This is a genomic window from Alkaliphilus peptidifermentans DSM 18978 (assembly GCF_900101495.1).
GTDB lineage: Bacteria > Bacillota > Clostridia > Peptostreptococcales > Natronincolaceae > Alkaliphilus_C > Alkaliphilus_C peptidifermentans.
Window position 1 is genome coordinate 51281 of sequence record NZ_FMUS01000019.1, and the last position, 21925, is coordinate 73205.

The 21925-nt window shown below is 35.2% G+C and carries 24 protein-coding genes; 2 read left to right on the forward strand and 22 right to left on the reverse strand.

Going from position 1 to position 21925, the window contains the following annotated elements; genetic code table 11:
• From BLP68_RS13665 to spoIIID, 10 genes are all read right to left on the reverse strand, one after another.
• Positions 1-675, reverse strand: coding sequence for a response regulator transcription factor (locus BLP68_RS13665; protein WP_091544689.1), 675 nt, complete (start codon positions 673-675; stop codon positions 1-3).
• A 13-nt stretch (positions 676-688) separates the two neighbouring features.
• Positions 689-2422 carry a phospho-sugar mutase gene (locus BLP68_RS13670; RefSeq protein ID WP_091544692.1) on the reverse strand — a complete coding sequence of 578 codons (1734 nt, stop codon included), beginning with the start codon at positions 2420-2422 and terminating at the stop codon, positions 689-691.
• Positions 2423-2475: 53 nt separating this feature from the next.
• The gene (gene murJ, locus BLP68_RS13675; protein WP_176759033.1) at positions 2476-4029 is read right to left on the reverse strand and encodes a murein biosynthesis integral membrane protein MurJ; all 1554 of its coding nucleotides are present in this window, start codon (positions 4027-4029) and stop codon (positions 2476-2478) included.
• Positions 4030-4286: 257 nt separating this feature from the next.
• On the reverse strand, positions 4287-5027 hold the full coding sequence (locus tag BLP68_RS13680) for an alpha/beta hydrolase (RefSeq protein ID WP_091544697.1): 741 nt from the start codon (positions 5025-5027) through the stop codon (positions 4287-4289).
• Between the two features lie 18 nt (positions 5028-5045).
• Positions 5046-5480, reverse strand: a complete 435-nt coding sequence (gene fabZ, locus BLP68_RS13685) for a 3-hydroxyacyl-ACP dehydratase FabZ (protein ID WP_091544700.1) — start codon at positions 5478-5480, stop codon at positions 5046-5048.
• 134 nt (positions 5481-5614) lie between these two features.
• Positions 5615-5944 (reverse strand): rod-binding protein, encoded by a 330-nt coding sequence (locus tag BLP68_RS13690; RefSeq protein WP_091544701.1) that lies wholly within the window; start codon positions 5942-5944, stop codon positions 5615-5617.
• A gap of 32 nt (positions 5945-5976) precedes the next feature.
• Positions 5977-6771, reverse strand: coding sequence for a flagellar basal-body rod protein FlgG (flgG, locus tag BLP68_RS13695; protein ID WP_207647925.1), 795 nt, complete (start codon positions 6769-6771; stop codon positions 5977-5979).
• A gap of 144 nt (positions 6772-6915) precedes the next feature.
• Positions 6916-7992, reverse strand: coding sequence for a flagellar hook-basal body protein (locus BLP68_RS13700; RefSeq protein WP_091544706.1), 1077 nt, complete (start codon positions 7990-7992; stop codon positions 6916-6918).
• 196 nt (positions 7993-8188) lie between these two features.
• Positions 8189-9214 carry a rod shape-determining protein gene (mreB, locus tag BLP68_RS13705; RefSeq protein ID WP_091544709.1) on the reverse strand — a complete coding sequence of 342 codons (1026 nt, stop codon included), beginning with the start codon at positions 9212-9214 and terminating at the stop codon, positions 8189-8191.
• Between the two features lie 260 nt (positions 9215-9474).
• A complete protein-coding gene (gene spoIIID, locus BLP68_RS13710; RefSeq protein WP_091544712.1) occupies positions 9475-9726 on the reverse strand; it encodes a sporulation transcriptional regulator SpoIIID in 252 nt (83 codons plus the stop codon).
• Between the two features lie 212 nt (positions 9727-9938).
• On the opposite strand from spoIIID, the gene BLP68_RS13715 reads away from it, so the two are divergent.
• Complete coding sequence (locus BLP68_RS13715) at positions 9939-10385, forward strand: CBS domain-containing protein (RefSeq protein ID WP_091544715.1); 447 nt, start codon at positions 9939-9941, stop codon at positions 10383-10385.
• A 76-nt stretch (positions 10386-10461) separates the two neighbouring features.
• On the opposite strand, the gene BLP68_RS13720 is transcribed toward BLP68_RS13715, so the two are convergent.
• The 5 genes from BLP68_RS13720 to BLP68_RS13740 all read right to left on the reverse strand — a co-directional run bounded on the left by BLP68_RS13720 (position 10462) and on the right by BLP68_RS13740 (position 15506).
• Entirely contained in the window at positions 10462-11295 is an 834-nt protein-coding gene (locus BLP68_RS13720; RefSeq protein ID WP_176759034.1) for a M23 family metallopeptidase, read from the reverse strand.
• 116 nt (positions 11296-11411) lie between these two features.
• The gene (spoIID, locus tag BLP68_RS13725) at positions 11412-12422 is read right to left on the reverse strand and encodes a stage II sporulation protein D (protein ID WP_091544719.1); all 1011 of its coding nucleotides are present in this window, start codon (positions 12420-12422) and stop codon (positions 11412-11414) included.
• A 144-nt stretch (positions 12423-12566) separates the two neighbouring features.
• Entirely contained in the window at positions 12567-13832 is a 1266-nt protein-coding gene (gene murA, locus BLP68_RS13730; protein ID WP_176759035.1) for a UDP-N-acetylglucosamine 1-carboxyvinyltransferase, read from the reverse strand.
• Positions 13833-13884: 52 nt separating this feature from the next.
• Entirely contained in the window at positions 13885-14718 is an 834-nt protein-coding gene (locus BLP68_RS13735; RefSeq protein WP_091544983.1) for a YwmB family TATA-box binding protein, read from the reverse strand.
• Between the two features lie 236 nt (positions 14719-14954).
• Positions 14955-15506 carry a DUF1694 domain-containing protein gene (locus tag BLP68_RS13740; RefSeq protein WP_091544986.1) on the reverse strand — a complete coding sequence of 184 codons (552 nt, stop codon included), beginning with the start codon at positions 15504-15506 and terminating at the stop codon, positions 14955-14957.
• Between the two features lie 247 nt (positions 15507-15753).
• Between BLP68_RS13740 and BLP68_RS13745 the strand changes: the two genes are divergently transcribed.
• Complete coding sequence (locus BLP68_RS13745; RefSeq protein ID WP_091544988.1) at positions 15754-16167, forward strand: NusG domain II-containing protein; 414 nt, start codon at positions 15754-15756, stop codon at positions 16165-16167.
• 40 nt (positions 16168-16207) lie between these two features.
• On the opposite strand, the gene BLP68_RS13750 is transcribed toward BLP68_RS13745, so the two are convergent.
• The 7 genes from BLP68_RS13750 to atpE form a co-directional block, all read right to left on the reverse strand.
• Positions 16208-16615, reverse strand: a complete 408-nt coding sequence (locus tag BLP68_RS13750) for a F0F1 ATP synthase subunit epsilon (RefSeq protein ID WP_091544990.1) — start codon at positions 16613-16615, stop codon at positions 16208-16210.
• 8 nt (positions 16616-16623) lie between these two features.
• The gene (atpD, locus tag BLP68_RS13755) at positions 16624-18018 is read right to left on the reverse strand and encodes a F0F1 ATP synthase subunit beta (RefSeq protein WP_091544991.1); all 1395 of its coding nucleotides are present in this window, start codon (positions 18016-18018) and stop codon (positions 16624-16626) included.
• A gap of 98 nt (positions 18019-18116) precedes the next feature.
• Positions 18117-18977, reverse strand: a complete 861-nt coding sequence (gene atpG, locus BLP68_RS13760) for an ATP synthase F1 subunit gamma (RefSeq protein ID WP_242876993.1) — start codon at positions 18975-18977, stop codon at positions 18117-18119.
• 32 nt (positions 18978-19009) lie between these two features.
• The gene (atpA, locus tag BLP68_RS13765; RefSeq protein WP_091544993.1) at positions 19010-20527 is read right to left on the reverse strand and encodes a F0F1 ATP synthase subunit alpha; all 1518 of its coding nucleotides are present in this window, start codon (positions 20525-20527) and stop codon (positions 19010-19012) included.
• Between the two features lie 17 nt (positions 20528-20544).
• Positions 20545-21087: a F0F1 ATP synthase subunit delta gene (locus tag BLP68_RS13770; RefSeq protein WP_091544995.1), complete on the reverse strand. Its 543-nt coding sequence runs from the start codon at positions 21085-21087 to the stop codon at positions 20545-20547.
• Positions 21075-21578 (reverse strand): F0F1 ATP synthase subunit B, encoded by a 504-nt coding sequence (gene atpF, locus BLP68_RS13775; protein ID WP_091544997.1) that lies wholly within the window; start codon positions 21576-21578, stop codon positions 21075-21077. The genes BLP68_RS13770 and atpF overlap by 13 nt, the downstream gene beginning before the upstream one ends.
• A gap of 51 nt (positions 21579-21629) precedes the next feature.
• Positions 21630-21896, reverse strand: coding sequence for an ATP synthase F0 subunit C (gene atpE, locus BLP68_RS13780; RefSeq protein ID WP_091544998.1), 267 nt, complete (start codon positions 21894-21896; stop codon positions 21630-21632).
• Between the last annotated feature and the right edge of the window lie 29 nt (positions 21897-21925).

Genomic DNA, 21925 nt, shown 5'->3' on the forward strand with positions numbered 1-21925 from the left:
TCAATCCCTTCTAAAAAAATATCCTACACCCCATTTTGTCTGTATCATCGCTGATTTCTGCTGATTGTCCTTTAATTTTTCCCTCAAATTTTTTATATGCACATCTATGGTTCGTGTATCAAAGCATGGCTCTTTCCATATTAGTTGAAAAATTTGCTCTCTAGAATAAACTCGTCCTCTATTATGGATTAGAAGCGCAAGAATATCAAATTCCTTTGGCGTCAAGTCAATTTCTTTTCCCTTCAATTTAACCTGCCGTAAATTAAGGTTTAACTCTAAATCCATTACTGTATAGATGGCTTCTTTTTGAGTTTGCTTTTCTAATCTACGACCGATGGCACGTATTCTAGCTAGTAATTCCCTAGTATTAAATGGCTTTGTCATGTAATCATCAGCACCCAGCTCCAACCCTAAAACTTTGTCTATTTCAGAGTCCTTTGCTGTTAACATAATTATTGGAACATCAGATTTTTCTCTAATCATTTTACACAGAGTAATTCCATCTATTTCAGGAAGCATTAAATCTAGTATAACAAAATCAAAGGGTGTACTACTAAAGACATTAAAGGCTTCATTTCCGTCATAGGCAGCTGTAACGTTAAAGCCCTCCTGTTCTAGGCTCTTCTTTAGTCCTTTTACCAGTAGTCGTTCATCGTCCACAAGCAAAATATTCATTTCATTCACCCCTTTATAATATTTTTTCCTCCATTGCTAGCATTAAGGTTTCTAATAAATCAACAGCATTTTCTAGGGTTTTTCCCTTTACCCCAGCATATATTTTAAGCTTTGGCTCTGTTCCTGAAGGTCTTAGTGCTACCCAATTATTGTCTTCCAAAATGAATTTAATTACATCCGCCTTTGGGAAGTCTAATTCACTGGTGGTTTTATCTACATAGTTAAATCTTTTCCCAAGTAAATAATCCTCCATTGAACGGACTGGAAGCTCTCCCAGTTGTTGCATTTTATCATTTCGGAATGTCTCTAGAATCCTTTGAATTTTTTCCATTCCTTCTTTACCCTCTAGAGTGATTGATTTTAGGCCTTCTTGGTAATAACCATATTTTTTATATAGTTGCTGAAGGGCATCATACAATGACATTCCCATGTTATGATAGTAGGCAGCCATCTCACAAATAAGCATTGAGGCTACAACAGCATCTTTATCACGGGCATGGGTTCCTATTAAATAACCGTAGCTTTCTTCATATCCTAATATATAGGTATACTCCTTTGACTCCTGAAAATGTTTGATTTTTTCTCCTATATATTTAAAGCCAGTAAGTGTATTTAACACATCTATTCCATAAGCTTTTGCTATAACAGCTCCTATTTCGCTTGTAACAATGGTTTTTATAATAACACCATTTTGGGGAAGTGTTCTCTTCTCCTTTAATGCTCCTAATATGTACTCCACCAGAAGAGCTCCCGTTTGGTTACCTGTCAAGACTACAAACTCGTTATCCTTATTCTTAACCACCGCCCCTACGCGATCACAATCTGGATCAGTTCCTATAATCAGCTGTGCAGACTCTTTATTAGCAAGCTCAATAGCATATGTAAAGGCATCTCGCTCCTCTGGATTAGGATACTTTACTGTAGAAAAATTGGGATCAGGCTTATCCTGCTCCTTTACAGATATAATGCTTTTGAATCCGATTTCTTCAAGTACTCGTCTTACTGGAATACTTCCTGTTCCGTGTAAAGGTGTATATATTACTTTGAAGCCTTCTCCAATATTTTTTACAACCTCAGGTCTTAAGGATTGTTTCTTTACGGCCTCTATAAATAAATCATCCATTTCCTTACCAAGACTATTTAATAGTCCCTCTGCTTCTGCAATTTCCCTGTTCAACCTATAAATATCCTTTAAATCATATATCTCACTAATTTCTTTTATTATCCCCAATGCATGCTGAGAGGTTATTTGTGCTCCATCCTCCCAATAAACCTTATATCCATTATATGGGGCTGGATTATGGCTAGCTGTTATAACTATACCTGCTATTGCATTTAGTTCTCTAACAGCAAAGGAAAGCTCTGGTGTTGGTCTAAGATCTTCAAAAATATAAGCGGGTATATCATTTGCTGCTAAAATCAAAGCAGCTTCTTCACAAAACTCCTTTGACATGTGTCTAGAATCATATGCAATAACAACTCCTCGTTTCATTGCTTCTTCCCCATATTTAACAATATAGTTAGCCAAACCTTGAGTAGCCTTGCCTACTGTGTATCTATTCATACGATTTGTTCCTGCACCAACAATACCTCTTATTCCACCTGTTCCAAACTCCAAGTCTTTATAAAATCGATCTTCTATTTCCTTTTCATTTCCCTGTAACTCAATTAGTTCTCTACGAGTGGCTTCGTCGAAGTAGGAATCGGTTAACCACAGTTCATAATTTTTTATTGTTCTTAAGTCCATTTCAATACCCCCTGACAGATTATTATAAAACTCACCTATTTATTTTCTCATTTTTATAACCTTCTAATTTTCTCAATACCTATTTCAAAAAGAAACCTAAGCTCCCTTATCTTTAATATGTAACAAATTGAAAAATATGATACTACACCAATTAATATGATGATGCCTAATTGCAAGGAATCCCTCATAAAGCTTCCAGAAAAATTACCTATAAAATAAGGCTTTAAAAGAAATACTATTATACCCATTGCAAGTGAAGCTAAAGTAATTTTTAGAAAGCTAGAAAGCAGATTAGTTCCCCCTATTGTTCCCATTTTCTTTTTCAGGCTTATGGTCAGCAATGTAGCCGAAATTAATGCCGAAATACCAGTGGCTAGGGCAAGTCCTCTATGCTGCATAAATCTCACCAGGATTAAATTAAGGGTAATATTTATAATAACGGCTATAATTCCATTTTTCATTGGAGTTTTAGTATCTTGCAAAGAGTAAAACATTCTTAATAGCATTTCTCTTACTCCAATTCCTGGAAGACCAACAGAATAAAATATTAAAGCATTGGCTGTCATAAAGGTTGCCCGTTGGTCAAAAGCATTTCTTTGAAATAGTAATTCTACTATTGGAAATGCAAGAAGAATAATACCTATAGTTGCAGGTATTGTAATCATTAATATAAAGTTAATACCATAACCCATGATATTCTTCATCTCACCATAATCATTGTTTTCAAATTCACGAGTTAGCATTGGGAAAAATACAGTTGAAACTGCAACTATAAAGACTCCAACTATAAACTCCTCTAATCTAACAGCATAGGTCAATGCTGAAATGCTGCCTACTTCAAGCCTTGATGCAATATTTCTATCTATGATGGTATTTATTTGCTGAATAGCCGCTCCAATAATTATCGGTGCAGATAATAATAATGTCTTCTTTAGATATGGATTGCTCCGGCTAATTTTGAATTTATATCGAAATCCCATTTTATAGGCATAGGGTAATTGAAAAAAAAGCTGAGTTGAATGAGCTATCAGGACGGTATACATTAATCCCTTAATTCCAAATCTATGGGATAAAAAAACCAAGAAAACAATATATGTAATATTAAGTGGAAGCCCTGTAGCTGCAGGTATGGTGAATTCTTCGTTTTTCTGTAGAAATATTGTAATAGTTGATGCTGCCGCAACTAATATAATCATGGGGAATCCGATTCTATTTAATTCTACTGCCAGCTTAAATTGTTCTCCAACAAATGCTGGTGCTAGAATTTTAATAATTAACGGTGAAAAGATCCATCCTAGTATAGCTATTAGGCCTGTTAATATTAGAGCGCCATTTATAAACTCGTTGACAAATTCTATTTCCTTAGCCCTACCTTTTTTAGCCGATATTTCTGTTAAAACTGGCAGTAGAGTTGTATGAACCACACTATTTATCATAACTATTGCTATTGAGCTGGCTTTAAATACAATTAGGAATGTGTCTGCTATCTCACCTGCTCCATAGTTTGATGCAATTAAAATATCTCGAGAAAATCCCAATATTTTGCTGACAAGTATAAATATCATGATAATAATTGTAGATTTCGCTACTTTTCCAGCTCTAGACATATTAGTCATCCCTCTCATTTTTAAAACTTTATCATGAATATTATAACCTAAAAAAAAGTAAAAACAAAGATTACATGGAACAAAAGCATTTCATGCTTTAAAATAATGAAAAAATGCTTTTGTTTTCCAAAGGAACCCCTGAGTTCCTTAGGACGCTTCTCTGTATCCTCCTCATTGAACATAAGGGGGAGCGCCCCCTTATCAACCCCGTATTGCATAGGAAGTTCAGAACGAACTATGCAATAAAAAACTACCTGTTATGGTAGTTTTATAAATTCAAATACACTGTAGTGAATTAACTCCTTTTCAGGGCCTAATGTACAACCATGGGGAGAATTATTAAGCCACAGTTGTTTCTTCTGGGTTGATGAAGCGCCATTATATATAATACTTGAGCTAACTAGTTTTACGTACTTATCGAGCTTCGGTTGAATCACAAGAAGAGGACACTTAATGTCATTCAAGCTTTTCCGAGTAACTTTTATTACCTTTAAAAGCTCAGGAACACATTTCAAGGGTATTATATTATAACCAATACCCTCCTTAGTACTTTCCTTTTTTTCTGGATTACTACTTGACCACTTATTAAACCTCTTAAAGTACTTTAGTAATGGTGTCCACTTTGCTAAGGGATCATGTATTTTAATAGGAGATGCGATGGATATCACTTTATCTACATTATATTTTTCAGCTAAATATAGAGATAATATACCACCCATAGATAAACCCATTACATATACTCTATCGCATTGTCTTTTTAGCATTTCGTACCCATCAACAGCAGATTTTATCCAGTCATGATAAGAAGTAGATTCCATATCTTCCACGGAGGTACCATGTCCTTTTAGTAGAACACCAAAAACAGTATATCCTTTGTTATTCAAATACTCTCCTAAAGGACGCATGTGGCCAGCTGACCCTGTAAATCCATGAATCAAAAGACAACCCTCATTATTTCCTTTAAAAAAGAAAGCTTTTGCATCTTCACTTAAGCCCATACCAATCACTTCCTTAGCCTATTCTCTATCGATTAATGCAAAGGTAAGATTAGCGCTACAAGCAAGCTTCCCTTCAACGAAAACCTTTCCTTCAGCTTTTCCTATACCTCTTCTTAATGTTGTCATCTCTATTTCTAGCCTTAATGTATCTCCTGGAGTAACCTGTCTTCTGATTTTGCAATTATCAATGCCAGTAAATACACCAAGTTTTTCTTCATTTCCTTCTAACCCCATACAGGTTATTGCTGCCAACTGGGCGAGAGCTTCAACCATCAAGACACCAGGCATAATCGGCTTTCCTGGAAAATGTCCTTGAAAGAAGGGTTCATTAATTGTTACATTCTTTATACCAACAGCCGTTTTACCAGCCTCCATCTCAATGATCTTATCCACTAATAGAAAAGGGTATCGGTGAGGAATAATTTTTTGTATTTCAATATTATTTAACTCCATTTCTGTTTCTCCCTTCATTTAAATTGTTATTAAAAATGGAATAATAAATTTCATGTTATATGTGTTTGGTAAATCATTACTATTATTGTATCTTATAGGCTATATTTATTCAATAGAGAGAAAAAAAACCAGGATTATTCATCCTGGCCTTTATATGTCACCTTTTGATATGCGGTTAACTGCTTATATAAATCCTTTGCTAGTCCAATTCCCTGCCCGCTGGCAATTTCATCCGATAGTGTTTCATCATACATAGACTCAAAAATTTCACGTCCATGACTTTTTTCAGTCAAACCCCCATCACCAACAGTACTTCTCATTTGTTTAAGCATCATATTTATAAAAACCGACTCAAACTGCTTACATACTTCCATAAGCTTTTGTGAATCTTCTGGCGCCTTATCAGGAATCCTCTGGGTGCTATTTATAATACTAGTATTATCTATTTTCACTTTATAAATCATTCCTTTCTCACAAGGGCACTATAAATTTCTAACTATCGTCTTAGATTATTGGCTATTCCCAGCATTTCGTCACTGGTTTGAATAGCCTTAGAGCTGATTTCATAGGCTCTTTGGGCAGTAATCATACGCACCATTTCATCAACAATTTGTACATTTGAAGTCTCAAGGTACCCTTGAAGGATAGTGCTGGTTCTACCTTCATCCTCCATAGGAATTTCTACGCCAGATGCTGATGTCATTTTATATAGATTTCTACCTATGGATTCTAATCCTTCAGGATTTATAAACTTTACTAATTTTATGGTAGCTATTTCTTGAATTTCTCCCTCTTCATTTTCAGCAGTAATTAAACCATTTTCTGAGAATGTAATGTTTTGCATTCCTTCTTCGAAAACAATTTCATCATCAAACTCCGAAAGAACAGTGTATCCATCCGCAGTTACTAATTTCATCTCATTGTCCAATACACTAAACTTAAAGTTTCCATCTCTTGTATAAAACAAATCACCGTTTGGACCTTCAATAGCAAAGAATCCATCACCACTAATAGCTAAATCCAGTGGGTTTTCGGTACGCTCTAGATTTCCTGTCATAAAAGATCTTGTGGTTGCAGAAGGCATTACCCCATGACCAACTTGAAGATTAACTGGGCTACCATCTCCATCATTTAAATTGTTTTTCCTTAAAGTAACATATAACAAATCCTTAAACTCAACCCTCTGTTTTTTAAAGGAAGTAGTATTAACATTTGCTAGGTTATTAGAAATTGTATCTATATTTAATTGCTGTGCCTTCATACCAGATGCCGCTGTCCATAAAGCTCTCATTATTTAACCCCCTTATAAAATCAATTGAAAATATACTTAATTAGTGATTCTAATGACCAATGTTGAATGTTGAATGTTGAATTGTTGTAGAAATTTGCAAAACAAATTTCTTCCGTCATTACTCATTACTCATTGCTTTTATTTCTATCCAATTTTTCCGATTTCATTAGCTGCTTTTTGCAGTAATTCATCATATGTACGAACAACCTTTTGATTAGATTCGTAGGTTCTATATATATTAATCATATCAATCATTTCTTTAATAGGATTGACATTTGAAGCTTCCAGAAACCCCTGTATTACATTCCCTGAGAAGTTATTCGCTTGAAGCTCTACACCTTCTTCAACATAGAAATATCCATGGCCATGCTTTCTTAGTCCTTTTACATTTTCTATATCAACTATTTCAATTTGATCAACTATTTCGTTGTTAATTATGACTTCACCCCTATCAGTCAGTTGAAAGTCTTGCCCATCAACAAGTATAGATCCCCATTGACCTGCCAAGAAGTATCCTTCTCCAGTAATTACTTCTCCATTATCATTCAAGGAAAAATTACCATTCCTTGTATACATTTCTCCATTTGGAGTTAGGACCTTGAAGAATCCGGAACCTTTCAATGCAATATCTAAATCATTACCTGTTTCTTGTAATGTTCCTTGACTAAAATCAACTTCTATATGGTTTAGCCTTAAGCCTCCATTTATTGTACCTATGGTATTATAATGACCCCGTGTAATTAAATTAGCGGTTGCTTGTCCATTTACTGTCACCTGACCATTAGCACTTATTTCAAAGGGCTCTTCACCAACAAATATTGAATTACCATTAGAGTCCAGTACCATACTGCCATCTGTAGTATCTATATTTCCATTATTATCTAAATTATAGGTTTTCAAATAACCACTTTCATCAGCAGCTAACCGTATTTCACTATTGTAGCTATTTCCCAGTTGAGTTTTTACTGTGAAAAGTCCATTCTCTGCCTTAAGCTTAAATCCATTTCCCTGTTGATCTATTTCAATCGGGGCAGCTTTAAAAGCTTCAGGAGGTATTTTGCCATTTATTTTCTGAAGAAGTACTTCTGGAAATGATTCGGAAATTACTACATCCTTTTTATAGGAGGTCGTATTAACATTAGCCATATTATTTGCTGATACATCCAGCTTCTTTTCTGTCGTTTGCATTGCAGAAACGGCAGTATATAACCCTCTAAGCATTTAACCACCTCATATTTTTTTTGTATGAACGTTAAAGTTCTCGTCTATAATTCTATCGGCATATATTATGTATTACTTAAGTAATTTTAGCCATATTCCATATATAAACAACATAGTTCATTATACCCAAATATATTTTATATTTTCAACAATACCCCCACCTGTCATTGTCAGGAGAGGGTATTCCCTGTTATTATTATCGATATCTTGATTTTGAATATTGAACATTCTGCTCTAATATATGCAAGGAATCCAAGGCTTTACCTGTACCCTTGGCAACGCAAGAGATAGCGTCCTCTGCAATAAATACCTGTATACCAGTTCGTTTTTCTATCAGTTTATCTAATCCCCACAGCAAAGCGCCGCCACCAGTCATAATAATTCCCTGATTAGATATATCTGATGCAAGCTCTGGTGGAGTTCTTTCCAACACACTATGCACTGCATCGGCTATTGCGGTTACTGTTTCATCAAGAGCTTCCATCATTTCATTGCTAGATATTTTTATATTAACCGGAAGACCAGAAACAAGATTTCTACCTCTAACATCCATAAATGCCTCTGTCTCTCTAAAGAAAGCAGTGCCAATATTAATCTTCATCTCTTCTGCTGTTCTTTCTCCGATCATTATATTATGTTTTTTTCTCATATATCTTATTATAGACTCATCGAACTTATCACCAGCTACTTTAATAGATGTACTTACAACAATACCCCCCAGGGATATTACTGCTACGTCGGATGTTCCACCACCAATATCCACCACCATATGACCATTGGGCTTAGATATATCCAAACCAGCACCAATTGCAGCTGCTATAGGCTCCTCAATTAAATAGGTCATTCTTGCACCTGCTTCGTTGGTGGCATCAATTACAGCTCTCTTTTCCACTTCTGTAACACCACTGGGTACACACACTATAATTTTAGGTTTAAACAACAGTCTTCTTCCTGTTGTTTTTTGTATGAAATATTTTAACATTCTTTCAGTCATATCATAATCTGAAATAACTCCATCCTTCAAAGGACGAATTGCTACTATATTACCTGGTGTCCTACCCAGCATTTTTCTAGCATCTTGCCCTACCGCTAAAATATTATTGGTGTTCTTATCAATAGCCACAACAGAGGGTTCCTGTAAAACAATCCCTTTTCCTTTTGCAAATACTAAAACACTGGCTGTCCCCAAGTCTATACCAATATCACTTCCTATGCCAAACATTTTTTTCCCTCTCTTTCAACTCATCATTTATTTTAATGTTAAATTTATATAAAAATTCAATCAAATACATAATAATACTTATTACTCTTAAGTATCAACTATATTTTCTATATAATCATTAAAATTCCTTTTATTTTTTTCTTTTTTTATCTTTTTTTCAAGAATTTACTTTTTTTCTTCAAAAAAATAAAAAGACTCTCCTTAAAATGGAAAGCCTTTTTATGAGGGGTTAATTTATAGTTATAATTTGAGCATCAATGTTATGTCCCCATCTTGTACTTCATCTTTGTAGCTCTACCACCCCTAATATGTCTTTCGGCTTTATTCACATCAAGTATATTTTTAACTTGATTTGCCACTAGAGGGTTTATCTTTGGAAGTCTTTCTGTTACATCTTTATGTACAGTACTTTTACTTACTCCAAAAACACGAGCAGTTTGTCTTACGGTAGCCCCTTCTTTCAAAATATAGTTTGCTATTTCCATTACTCGTTTTTCTATGTAGTCCTTCAAAATAGTAACCCCCCTCTATCATAGAGTCTTAGTCTATAATATGAGTGAGGGATTGAATTTAGAATATTATTCTTTATTTATCTTAATTTTATAGTAATATTGAAAAACAAATGATTAGCTATAGTTAATATTCAACTTTTTAACAATTATGTTATAATAACTACAGATAAAAAATCCAAAAACCTTAATAAATAAGCAAAGGGGGAAGCATTATGAATCTAAAAGCTAAGAATATAATGGAGACTGATATTATTTCCATCAATGAGGATGATAGTGTATATGAAGCAATAGAGTTATTGCTAAATAACAAAATAAACTGTTTACCAATTCAGGACAAGGAAAGACTGTTAAAAGGTATAGTGACAGAGACGGATTTAATATATGTAGACAAGAAATTAAACCCTTCATCCTACTATGCCTATGGAGAAGCAAATGTGCCTATTAATACAAGGATATTAAATAAAAGCTTAACTGAGTTAAAAACCTTGAAAATAAAAGAAGTTATGACATCAAAACTAATTAGCGTACAAGAGGACACAGAGCTAGAAAAAATAATTGATATTATTGTTAATAAAGGAATTAAAACAATACCCGTTATTAAAGACTTGAAAATAATTGGTATAGTTACACGAAAGAACATACTTAAGTATTATTTATAAGTATAAGGCTTAAATTCAATCAAAAACCCTAAGTATTAATCAAGAATACTTAGGGTTTATATTAACAGTTAATTATTTAATTATTAAATTTAGGAAGGTAATTTTGCGGATCCACATTATTTCCATTTTCAATCACCTGAAAGTGTAGAAGTGGCCCTTCAACCGATTTAGTCGATGCAGTTCTACCTACTCCACTAATAATTTGTCCCTTTTCTACAGTTACTCCCACCTTTACCATTGCATCTGTTGATAAATTACAATATCTTGTTAGTAAGTCTTCATTATGCTGAAGGGTTATAGTAATGCCCATTATAGTATCATTGATCACTTCAATAACTTCACCCTCTAATGCTGCCCGGACCGGTGATCCCTCCTCAGCATGTATGTCAATCCCTTTATGTGTACTCCATTGTTCAAGCGTTTGGTGGAAAACTAATCTATCATCAGCAAATGGAAGCCCTTTTCTACCAATAACAGGCATTATCATATTTGCCCTTTGCTCACTTGAAACTATCATTGCATCTTCTGTATCATCTTCCATATCAGTATTGGCTTCGTCTGTTTGAAGAGACTGACTTTGCCCTATGGCTTGTCCTGTTTCAGATAAAGACTGCTGATTATTTCCGATCTCTGAAGTTGTTTGCGTATTAGGAAGCATAGCAGACTCACTGGGTTCATCTAAATTAGTATCCTCACCTTCTTCAACCAGAGTAATGTCAGGTTGCTCTTCAAACCTAGGCATATCCTCAGTTAATATGTAATCTGGCTCCTGATTTGATACCCAAATAGCAGTTACTGCTACAATACAAACACAAAGGAATAGAATTATATAAAATCCTTCCTTGTCTAAAATGTTGTATAAGGACTTTTTTGGCCTTTTATTATCATTATTGTGGTTTTTATCTGACATTAAACCCACCTCCATTTGATAGTATCTCCAGTTTGTCCATATTCATACAATTACAGAATTAATTTTCTGGGTTTTCTATTGGAGGCGAATATTTCAACATTAAACATTGCTATTAACTATAGGTAGCTCTTTATTTTACTTAATATAGTCCCTTGATAATAGTGCTCTAAAATCTCTTGGTAGTTTGCTCCTCGTTCTGCCATTCCATTTGCCCCCCATTGGCTCATACCTACCCCGTGGCCATATCCCTTGGTTGTAAACTCAACATTGCTTCCAGTAACCTTGATAGTAAAATCTGCTGAACGAAGCTGAAAAATTTCTCTTAGTTCTCTTCCGGTAAATTCCTCATTACCAATAGTGATCCGTTTAATACTACCTCCACTAGACCTTTCCAGTATCTCTATTTGTCCTTCAAGATTACTACTACTTAGTTTAATATCTCTTCTCCGTTTTTTTAAATCACTAATGAATTTCTCAATAGTAACTTGTTGCTTATCGACTAATACCGGTGATCGTTCTTCATATGGACTTGAAACACTTCGTAGATAAGGAACCTCGCTGGAGAAAACATCCTCTGAGTTTTCTGTTTTCCCTCCGCTGGTGGAATGATATAAAGGCTCTATTGGGTTCATATTATAGGTCAATATTATACCTGTGGTAGATTCTACGGCTTCTTCTAACTTACCCCAATATTGGTACATCCATAGCCTACCATGACGTTCCCGAAGCTCATCCGTAGAAAGCCATTCCTGACAATGGGTATGATTTGTACAAAGAGGGGCACTTGGGTGTTGGGTGTTACCTTTATCATTAAAGCCTTTTAGCTTCCAAATTGCATATGTTCTTGCTGCCACAGCTTGTGCCTTTAAGGCCTCTATTTCAAAAGAAGCTGGCATTTCAGCTGCAACAACATTTAATATATATTCTTCAAGATACAGCTCCATAACTCTATTTGTTTTATGATTATATACCTTAATAATTAAGTCCGATTCTACAGCCTCTATTTCTCTAGTTTGTTTATGTTTTTCTATTGCAGGTATATCAATGCTACAGCTTGTAATGATTACTATTGGTATAATAAGTGTAGTTATTATAAATGTTATAATTCCAATTAGAATCCCCTTCATTAGTCAAAACCCCTTATTCAAAAATTATAATAAGGTATATGTGAAACTAAAGAGGTTTAGAACTACCCAAAAACTAAAAAAGAGCCATCGGTATTATACATCCAATAGCTCCATTTATATAGAGTTAATATGCAATTAAATAAATTATTCCTCTTCCCCATCTTCTCTGTAAATATTAGCCCCTATTGATTTAAGTTTTTCTTCAATCCTAACATATCCTCTATCAATATGTTCAGTGTTGCCTATTTCTGTTACTCCTTCAGCAACTAAGCCCGCCAATATTAGAGCAGCTCCTGCTCTTAAGTCAGTAGCTTTCACTGGTGCTCCTAAAAGATGTTTCTTTCCTTCTATAACAGCACTTCTACCTTCAATTTTTATATTAGCTCCCATTCGTTCTAGTTCACTAACATGCATAAAACGATTTTCAAATACCGTTTCAATAACTACTCCTGTACCTTCTGCAACACATAATAACGCCATAAATTGCGCCTGCATATCTGTTGGAAAACCAGGATAAGGTAATGTTTTAATATCTATTGCTTTTGGTCTACCATTACCAATTACTCTTACACCGTTACCCTCTTCAATTACTTCTACATCGCATTCCTTTAGCTTTGCAATTGTTGGCTTTAAGTGGTCTATTACAACATTATCTACCAGTACATTACCACCAGTTATTGCTGCTGCAACCATATAAGTTCCTGCCTCTATTCTATCAGGAATAACAGTATGGATTGCTCCACCTAACTTTTCAACTCCATTTATTTTAATAGTATCGGTGCCTGCCCCCATAACTTGACCACCCATTTTATTCAAGAAATTAGCTAAATCTGTAATTTCAGGTTCTTCAGCAGCATTTTCTATAATTGTCTGTCCCTCAGCCAAGACTGCAGCCATCATAATATTTTCAGTAGCTCCAACACTTGGAAAATCTAGATATATTTTATTTCCAATTAATTTTTCAGCCTTAGCTTCTACAAAACCGCATCCAAGTGTAATTTCTGCACCTAAGGCTTTAAATCCCTTTAGATGAAGATCTATTGGTCTGGTTCCGATGGCACATCCTCCCGGCATGGAAATTCTAGCTTTTCCCATCCTAGCAAGTAGTGGGCCCATAACCAAAAATGATGCTCTCATTTTTCTAACCAGCTCATATGGAGATTCATAATTATCAATAGCTGATGAATTAACTTCTATTTTATCTCTTTCTATCCGTTTTACATCTGCTCCTAAACATGAGAGTACTTCACATATAACATCTACATCATTTAGAGCGGGAACATCCTCCAAAACGCATTTGTCAGTTGATAACAAGCTTGCAGCTAGAATTGGCAGTACTGAATTCTTAGCTCCGCTCACTCGAACAGTTCCCTTTAATGGTTTACTTTTCTGAACAATAATTTTTCCCAAAATATGTTCCTCTCTTTCCATTGCGTAAGTCTACAATTGAGAAGCTTAATCATTAATAAGTGCTTATTATTAAAGGAGTAGCAATCCATAAATATGTTCTATTTTCATATTCATTATATCTGGTTGCTAATTGCAGATTTACTTTCTTATTTTGATACGAGATAGCATGTGTCAACAAAGGACTATAGAGGGTGGTACTAGTATATGCTTTATCGATAATTTCTTCTACTGGCTTTGCCTTAAGAAAAGTACCGATTTCCTCTACTATTATTTTAGATTCATTTATAGATTTCTCACCAGGGAAACTACCCACTAGGCACAATGTAGTTTCTATATTATTTCCAAATTGACTTAATATCTCTTTACTTAAATCAGTCATTGCTACTATATCTTTATATCCTTTATTCTGAACGATGTCAATAATAATATACGACTCTTTTAAATTGTCATTTTCAAAGCTATAAAGGATGACTACAGTAATCTCACCTGTTTTAGCTATGTATGTTGCTGTTATTTGGTTATATCCAATTTCTGAGTTTTTGTTTATAAATATGGTATCCTGGTAAGCTTCATCCATAAATTCATAATAAGGCTCATAATATTCTATATTCTCTGTAATATTTATTTTACCTTCAATTTTTAAATCATCAAAAATCAAATATAAAGCCTTCTCCATTTCATTCATGGTAAAAAACTGATCTTGTAAATGCAAAGTATTATTTGTATTTACTTCCATTAAGTCTGCACCACTTTTGAGAAAAGCTTCAATCAATAGACTGTTTCCATCTGAAACAATATTATCATTTTCTGTAAAGTAGGCCCCCGCTGGTACATAAATTAAAAGCATAGTAATAATTAGTATAATAGCTATTAATAATTTTTTCATAATTTTACCTCCTCTTTATTGTGTTTAACATAGAAAAAGAGAAGAGAACTAAAGAAATATACTGGATGTTAAAGGGGGACAAAAAACATCTTAGTTAAACTAGCTCTCTTCTCTTTCTACTTTGATTATTGACAGGAGGTTTTTCAGTTATACATGCAAATAAAAAATTATAGTTAATAATTTACTTTATGTGTAATAGGATTGAGAATGATATTACATTATTTAAGATTTAATATTTACATCAATGGTCCACCATCTTCATCATTTTCGCATACTCCACATTTAATACCCATAAGCTTATCAATTAATGTAAGCTTCTTAAAGCTGGCTCCATAGTTGGAATCAATATCCATTATTTCTCCGTAGCAGTCGCTGCATAGTCCTTTATATCTTATATTGGTAAACTTTTTAGGTAACTTCTTTATTTCCTGCTCCACATTTTCTCTATCAACTGCCATTCTACTGGCTATTACAACTCCCATTGCATGTTTTGAGTCAGTATTAATTGTCTTATATTCTTTATTCTTTCTTTTGGCTAGTTCCATATATTTTCCCATAATCTTCATTGGAATCTTATTATTTACAATAATCATTTCAGCCCTAGAATCTTCTAAAGCTTTCTCTGTGTATAACAGACCCTCCATCAGCTTTGCATCTTCTATTTTTAAGGCCATAATAACTCGTTCGCGAAATTCCCCTAACCATATCTTTTTTTCCTCTGCCTTCAATTCGGGGGTTCCCTTTAAAGCAAATTCAACTGTCCTTTGCAATTCATCTTTTTCTGACATTTTTTATCACCTCAATCAATTTTTATTATTTGTAATATACCCAATAATATAATGAGTAATGAGTAATGAGTAATGAGTTAAGTTTTCCATTTTCAATCAACTTTATCTTTGCTTTTCATTACTCATTATTAATTATTCATTACTCAATTATTTGTCATTGTTTTTTTCTTCCGTTTGTCAACTTTACATAAATCGTTTATAATATGTATTAGAGAATAATCGTTTTTATTTATTGGAGGAATCTTCTATGAAATTTATGACAACTGCAGATAAAATTTTAATAGGTGTAATTATCATTGTTAGCATAGCCTCAATGTTTGCTATCCCTCTGCTTTTTACTCAAGCAATGGAGGGGAAAAATATTATTGTTAATTTAAATGGTGAAGTAATTTATCGTTTCCCTCTTACAGAGTCTGAAGAATCAGAGTTTATCGTCTTCCCTTTTGAATTTGGAGGAAAGGAATATGAAGGAACTTTAGAATTAAAGGATGGTAGGGTTATGCTGCATCGTTTATCAGAAGAGATTACCCCACTATCTATCCATACTGATATGGGTTGGATAAGTGAGTCCTATCATGTTATTATCGCTTTACCCATTAAACTTTTCATTACTGTAGAGGAAGCTGAGCCAGACCATGAATTTGATATATTGTCATTCTAAAAATAGAAGAGCTGATAATTCAGCCCTTCTATTTTTATATTTATTTCTTTTTTTCTACTACATTAATCCTGTTCAATGCTTTGTGTAAAGCAATTTCAGCTCTTATACGATCCATCTTTTCATAGTTGTTTTTTAATCGATCTTCTGCTCTTGCCTTTGCCTGCTTTGCTCTATCTACATCTATCTCTTCAGGCCATTCAGCAGCATCTGCCATAATGACTGTCTTTTCTAGATCTATATGAACAAATCCAGATGCAACTGCAGCTTCTCGCTTATTACCATCATTAATGATGGTCATTTGTCCTATACTAAGGGGCGCAACCATGGGAATATGATCATGCAAAATAGCAATATCTCCTGATGTTGATCTTACAATAACCTTTTCTACTTCTTCATCAAGAAGTATTTTATCTGGGGCTATTACTTGGAGATGAAACTTCGAAGCCATCTCATCACCTACTTCCCTTTAGCTTTTTCTACAGCTTCATCGATGGAGCCTACATATAAAAAGGCTGACTCGGGTAGATCATCATGCTTACCCTCTAATATTTCTTTAAAGCCTCTTATTGTTTCCTTTAATGGCACATATTTTCCTTCCATACCAGTAAACTGCTCAGCAACATGGAAGGGCTGAGATAAGAAACGTTGCATTTTTCTAGCTCTAGATACAGTTAATTTATCATCATCTGATAATTCATCCATACCAAGTATGGCAATTATATCTTGAAGTTCCTTATATCGTTGTAATACCTCCTGTACTCCCCTTGCAACACGATAGTGCTCATCGCCAACAACAGCTGGGTCAAGAATTCTAGAGGTTGAATCCAATGGATCCACCGCTGGATAAATTCCCAGCTCAGATATTTGTCTAGAAAGAACTGTAGTCGCATCTAGATGGGCAAAGGTTGTTGCAGGGGCAGGGTCAGTCAAGTCATCTGCTGGTACATATACAGCCTGTACAGATGTAATAGAACCCTTCTTAGTAGAAGTAATACGCTCCTGTAAAACTCCCATTTCTGTAGCTAGTGTAGGCTGGTAACCTACTGCACTTGGCATACGTCCCAATAGTGCCGACACCTCACTACCAGCTTGAGTAAATCGGAAAATATTATCGATAAAAAGAAGTACGTCTTGACCCTCTTGATCTCTAAAATACTCAGCCATTGTAAGCCCTGCTAGCCCAACACGCATCCTGGCACCTGGCGGTTCATTCATTTGTCCATACACTAGAGTTGTTTTATCAATAACTCCAGAATCAATCATTTCATGATAAAGGTCATTACCTTCTCTGGTACGTTCTCCAACACCAGCAAACACAGATAGTCCACCGTGTTGCTTAGCTATATTGTTAATAAGCTCCATTATAAGTACCGTCTTACCAACCCCGGCACCTCCGAAGAGTCCTATTTTTCCACCCTTAGAGTAGGGAGCAATTAAATCAACTACCTTAATTCCAGTTTCAAAAATTTCTGTAGAAGTTTCCTGCTCTTCAAAGCTTGGTGGTTGCCTATGTATCGGCGAAGAAAACTCCGAGATCACTGGTTCTTTTTCATCTACTACTTCACCCAGTACATTGAAAATTCTACCCAATGTTGCTCTACCAACAGGAATAGTAATTGGGCCACCAGTATCAACGGCGTCCATACCCCTAATTAATCCATCAGTAGAGCTCATGGCAACACATCTAACTGTATCATCACCCGTATGCTGGGCAACTTCAACCGTTACTGTATGGTCTTGAGTTTCGATCTTAATGGCATTTAATAATGCCGGTAATTCTTCACTATTAAATTTTATATCTACAACGGGACCAATAATTTGGACCACTTTACCGACCCTTGCTTCAGCCATTACCTAACCTCCTTTTAAGCATAGTTAAAAGTGCAAAGCAAATTTTGCTTCTTATTATGTCACTTATAACTCTTCACTTTAAATTCTTAATTTTTTTACTACTTCAGTGCTTCAGCACCACCAACGATTTCGGCTATTTCTTGAGTGATGGATGCTTGCCTTGCTCTATTATACTGTAGTTTTAAACTATCTATCATTTCCTCTGCATTATCGGTGGCACTTTCCATAGCAACCCTAGTGGCTCCGTGCTCACTGGTTGCAGCTTCAACAATGGCTCCATAAATCATGCTATCAACATACTTGGGAATTAAATAGTCCAAAACAGCTTCTGGCGATGGTTCGTAGGTCATTCTCTCTTCTCTTTCCTTAACTACAGTTTCTTCGTTTACCTCTAAGGGTAACAGCTTAATAGCTCTAGGCTTATAGCTAATTGTTGAGAAGAATTCTGTATAAACCAGGTATACCTCGTCAACAAGCTTTTGCTTATATAGTTCTCTACTTAGTTCACCAATGTTATGGGCAAAGTTATAGGTTGGATTATCTGACGGACTTTGAAACTCTCCATCCAGATCATATTGTCTTTTCTTAAAGTAATCCCTACCTTTTGTACCTACAGCTATAATTGAAACTCTTTCCTTCTCTTCCATATGGACAACAGCCTTTTTTATTACGTTGGAGTTATAGCCTCCACATAAACCACGATCAGCTGTAATGACAATATACCCTGTTTTTTCAACTTTTCTAGGGGTAATATAGTCGTGCTTTACCCCTTTTGTGGAAGCGATTATTTCATTGATGGTCTCTCCAATCAAATTGAAATAAGGTCGTGTTTTTTCAAGGTTTTCCTTAGCCTTTCTTAGCTTAGCTGAGGAGACCAGTTCCATAGCCTTTGTTATTTGCTTTGTACTATTTACACTCTTTATACGCCTTTTAATGTCCCGCATTCCTAAACCAGCCAATATCTCACCTCCCGGTTAATGGTATTAACCGTTTATTCAAGATTTTGCTTAAATTGCTTTTTAAACTCTTCAATAGCAGCTTTAAGCTTTTCCTCCATTTTATCATCCATTGTTCCTTGTTCTTTAATGAATTGACCCACCTCTGGATGGTGATCCTTCATGTATATCAAGAACTGATTTTCAAATTCTCTTATCTTGTCTATATCAATATCAACTAAATACTTATTGGTAACTGCATATATGATCATTACTTGGTTTTCAACTGATACAGGTTGGTATTGTGGCTGCTTTAGAATCTCAATAATTCGCTCACCTTGAGCTAATAGTTCTTGAGTTTCTTTATCTAGATCCGAACCAAATTGTGCAAAGGCAGCCAGCTCTCTATACTGGGCTAATTCCAGCCTAAGCTTTCCAGCAACTTTTCTCATGGCCTTTACTTGAGCACTACCTCCAACCCTTGAAACTGATATACCAGGGTTTACCGCTGGACGTATTCCAGAATAAAACAATTCTGATTCTAAGAATATTTGTCCATCTGTAATTGATATTACGTTGGTTGGTATATATGCAGAAACATCCCCTGCTTGAGTTTCAATCATCGGTAATGCGGTTAATGATCCGCCTCCATTTGCATCATTTAACTTGGCTGCTCTTTCCAGCAATCTACTATGTAGATAGAAAACGTCTCCTGGGTAGGCTTCACGTCCTGGAGGTCTTCTTAGTAATAGTGACATTGCTCTATATGCTACAGCATGCTTCGATAAATCATCATAAATAATTAAAACATGCTTTCCTTCCTCCATAAATTCTTCACCCATTGAACATCCAGCGTAGGGTGCTAAATATTGTAGAGGTGCCAACTCACTGGCAGTAGCAGAAACAATAATTGTATAATCCATTGCTCCATGTTTAACTAGAACATCTTGAATTTGCGCAACTGTAGATTTTTTCTGTCCTATAGCAACATAAATACATAAAACATCGGTATTTTTCTGATTGATTATCGTATCAATGGCAATGGCAGTTTTACCAGTTTGTCTATCACCAATGATTAATTCACGCTGGCCTCTACCAATTGGAATCATTGAATCAATAGATTTTACTCCAGTTTGTAAAGGTTCATGAACGGATTTTCTTTTGATTATCCCTGGTGCAACTCTTTCTACAGGTCTAAATTTATTAGTGTTAATTGGCCCCTTTCCATCAATTGGCTGACCTAGTGCATTTACAACTCTACCTAACAATGCATCACCAACTGGAACCTCAACAATTCTTTGGGTACGTTTTACTGTATCCCCTTCTTTGATTTTATCATCAGAGCCTAGAAGTACGCATCCTACGTTATCTTCTTCAAGGTTTAGTGCCATGCCATATACGCCACCAGTAAATTCTAATAGCTCCCCAGCCATACACTTTTCTAACCCATGGACCCTTGCAATACCATCACCAACCTGAATAACGGTTCCTACGTCTTTCACTTCCAGCTTGTTTTCATATCTCTTAATCTGCTCCTTTATTACCGAGCTGATCTCTTCAGGTCTAAGATTCACGTGATATCACCCCTATCCTATACTATAATTTGCGACAACTGTTCTTTCATTTGCCCCAATCGATTTTTTATCGTTCCGTCTATGACTTTATCACCCATTTTTATGAGAATACCGCCTATTACTTCAGAGTCAATTTCATTAATTAAGTTTACATTCTTGCCAGAAGACATAGAAAGCTTTACTTGAAGCTTTAGTAAATCTTCTTCCTTCATTGGTATAGCAGTAACTGCTGTTGCAGCCACCATGTTCTTAGATTTATTAGCCAGCATAACATATTCTTCAGTTATTTGATGAATATAATTCTGCCTTCTCTTATCAATCAATATGTACAGGAAGCTTAATACTTCATTACTCACCCTGTCCTTGAAGCATTGCGATAATATCTCTTTTTTATCTTTTTGTTGAATCAGCGGAGAACCTAACAAGTCAGCCAATTGGCTATATTCTTTTATGCAGTCTGCCACAAATTGAAGTTCTTCCTTAAGGGGTTGAATTCGATTATCCTCAAGTCCAACTTCATACAATGCATAGGCATACCGTTTGGCTACTAATTCTGCCATGTTACTTCCCCTACCTCATCAATAAATTGCTGAATTAATTGCTGGTGGGCCTGTTGGTCCAATTCCTTTTCAATAACCTTTGAGGCAGTGATAATTGCAAGGGTAGATAATTGATCCTTAAGCTCATTAATAGCCTTTTGTCTCTCCCTTTCAATATCTTGATTAGCCCTCTCCAGTATTTTTTTAGCATCCAGCTCAGCAGCTTTAACAATTTCATTGCCTCGTTCTTCCGCTCGTCTTGTAGCTTCTTTAATAATTTGGTTTCTTTCTTCCTTTATATTATCAAGCTTTGACATGTATTCTGTGTGAAGCTCATTTGCTTCTTTTTTCTTGTTCTCGGCATCCTTAATTGCATTCTCGATTTTTTCTGTTCTACTATTCATATGGCCAGTTACTGGCTTAAACAGGTACTTCCTTAGTACATAGTATAGAATAAGGAAGTTAATTATCTGAAATGCAAAGGTCCAACCAAATTCCACTAATCCTAACATCCCTTTGCCTCCTTTCTATAGTATCGGGCAAATTACTATTCCCCCGACTGTCTATAACAGTCTTATTAGTGGATTTGCAAATAATAATATTAAGGCAACAATCAATCCATAGATACCTGTTGTTTCAGCAACAGCGGCACCTAACAGCATAGTTCTTACAATATCACCCTGTGCTTCTGGTTGTCTACCTACTCCTTCAGCACCTTTACCTGCAGCATATCCCTGTCCTATTCCAGGTCCTATACCTGCAATCATTGCTAAACCTGCTCCTATAGCAGAAGCTGCTAATACTAATGCTCTACCTGTGATTGGTTCCATAATGTAATTTCCTCCTTTATCTTTCTTAT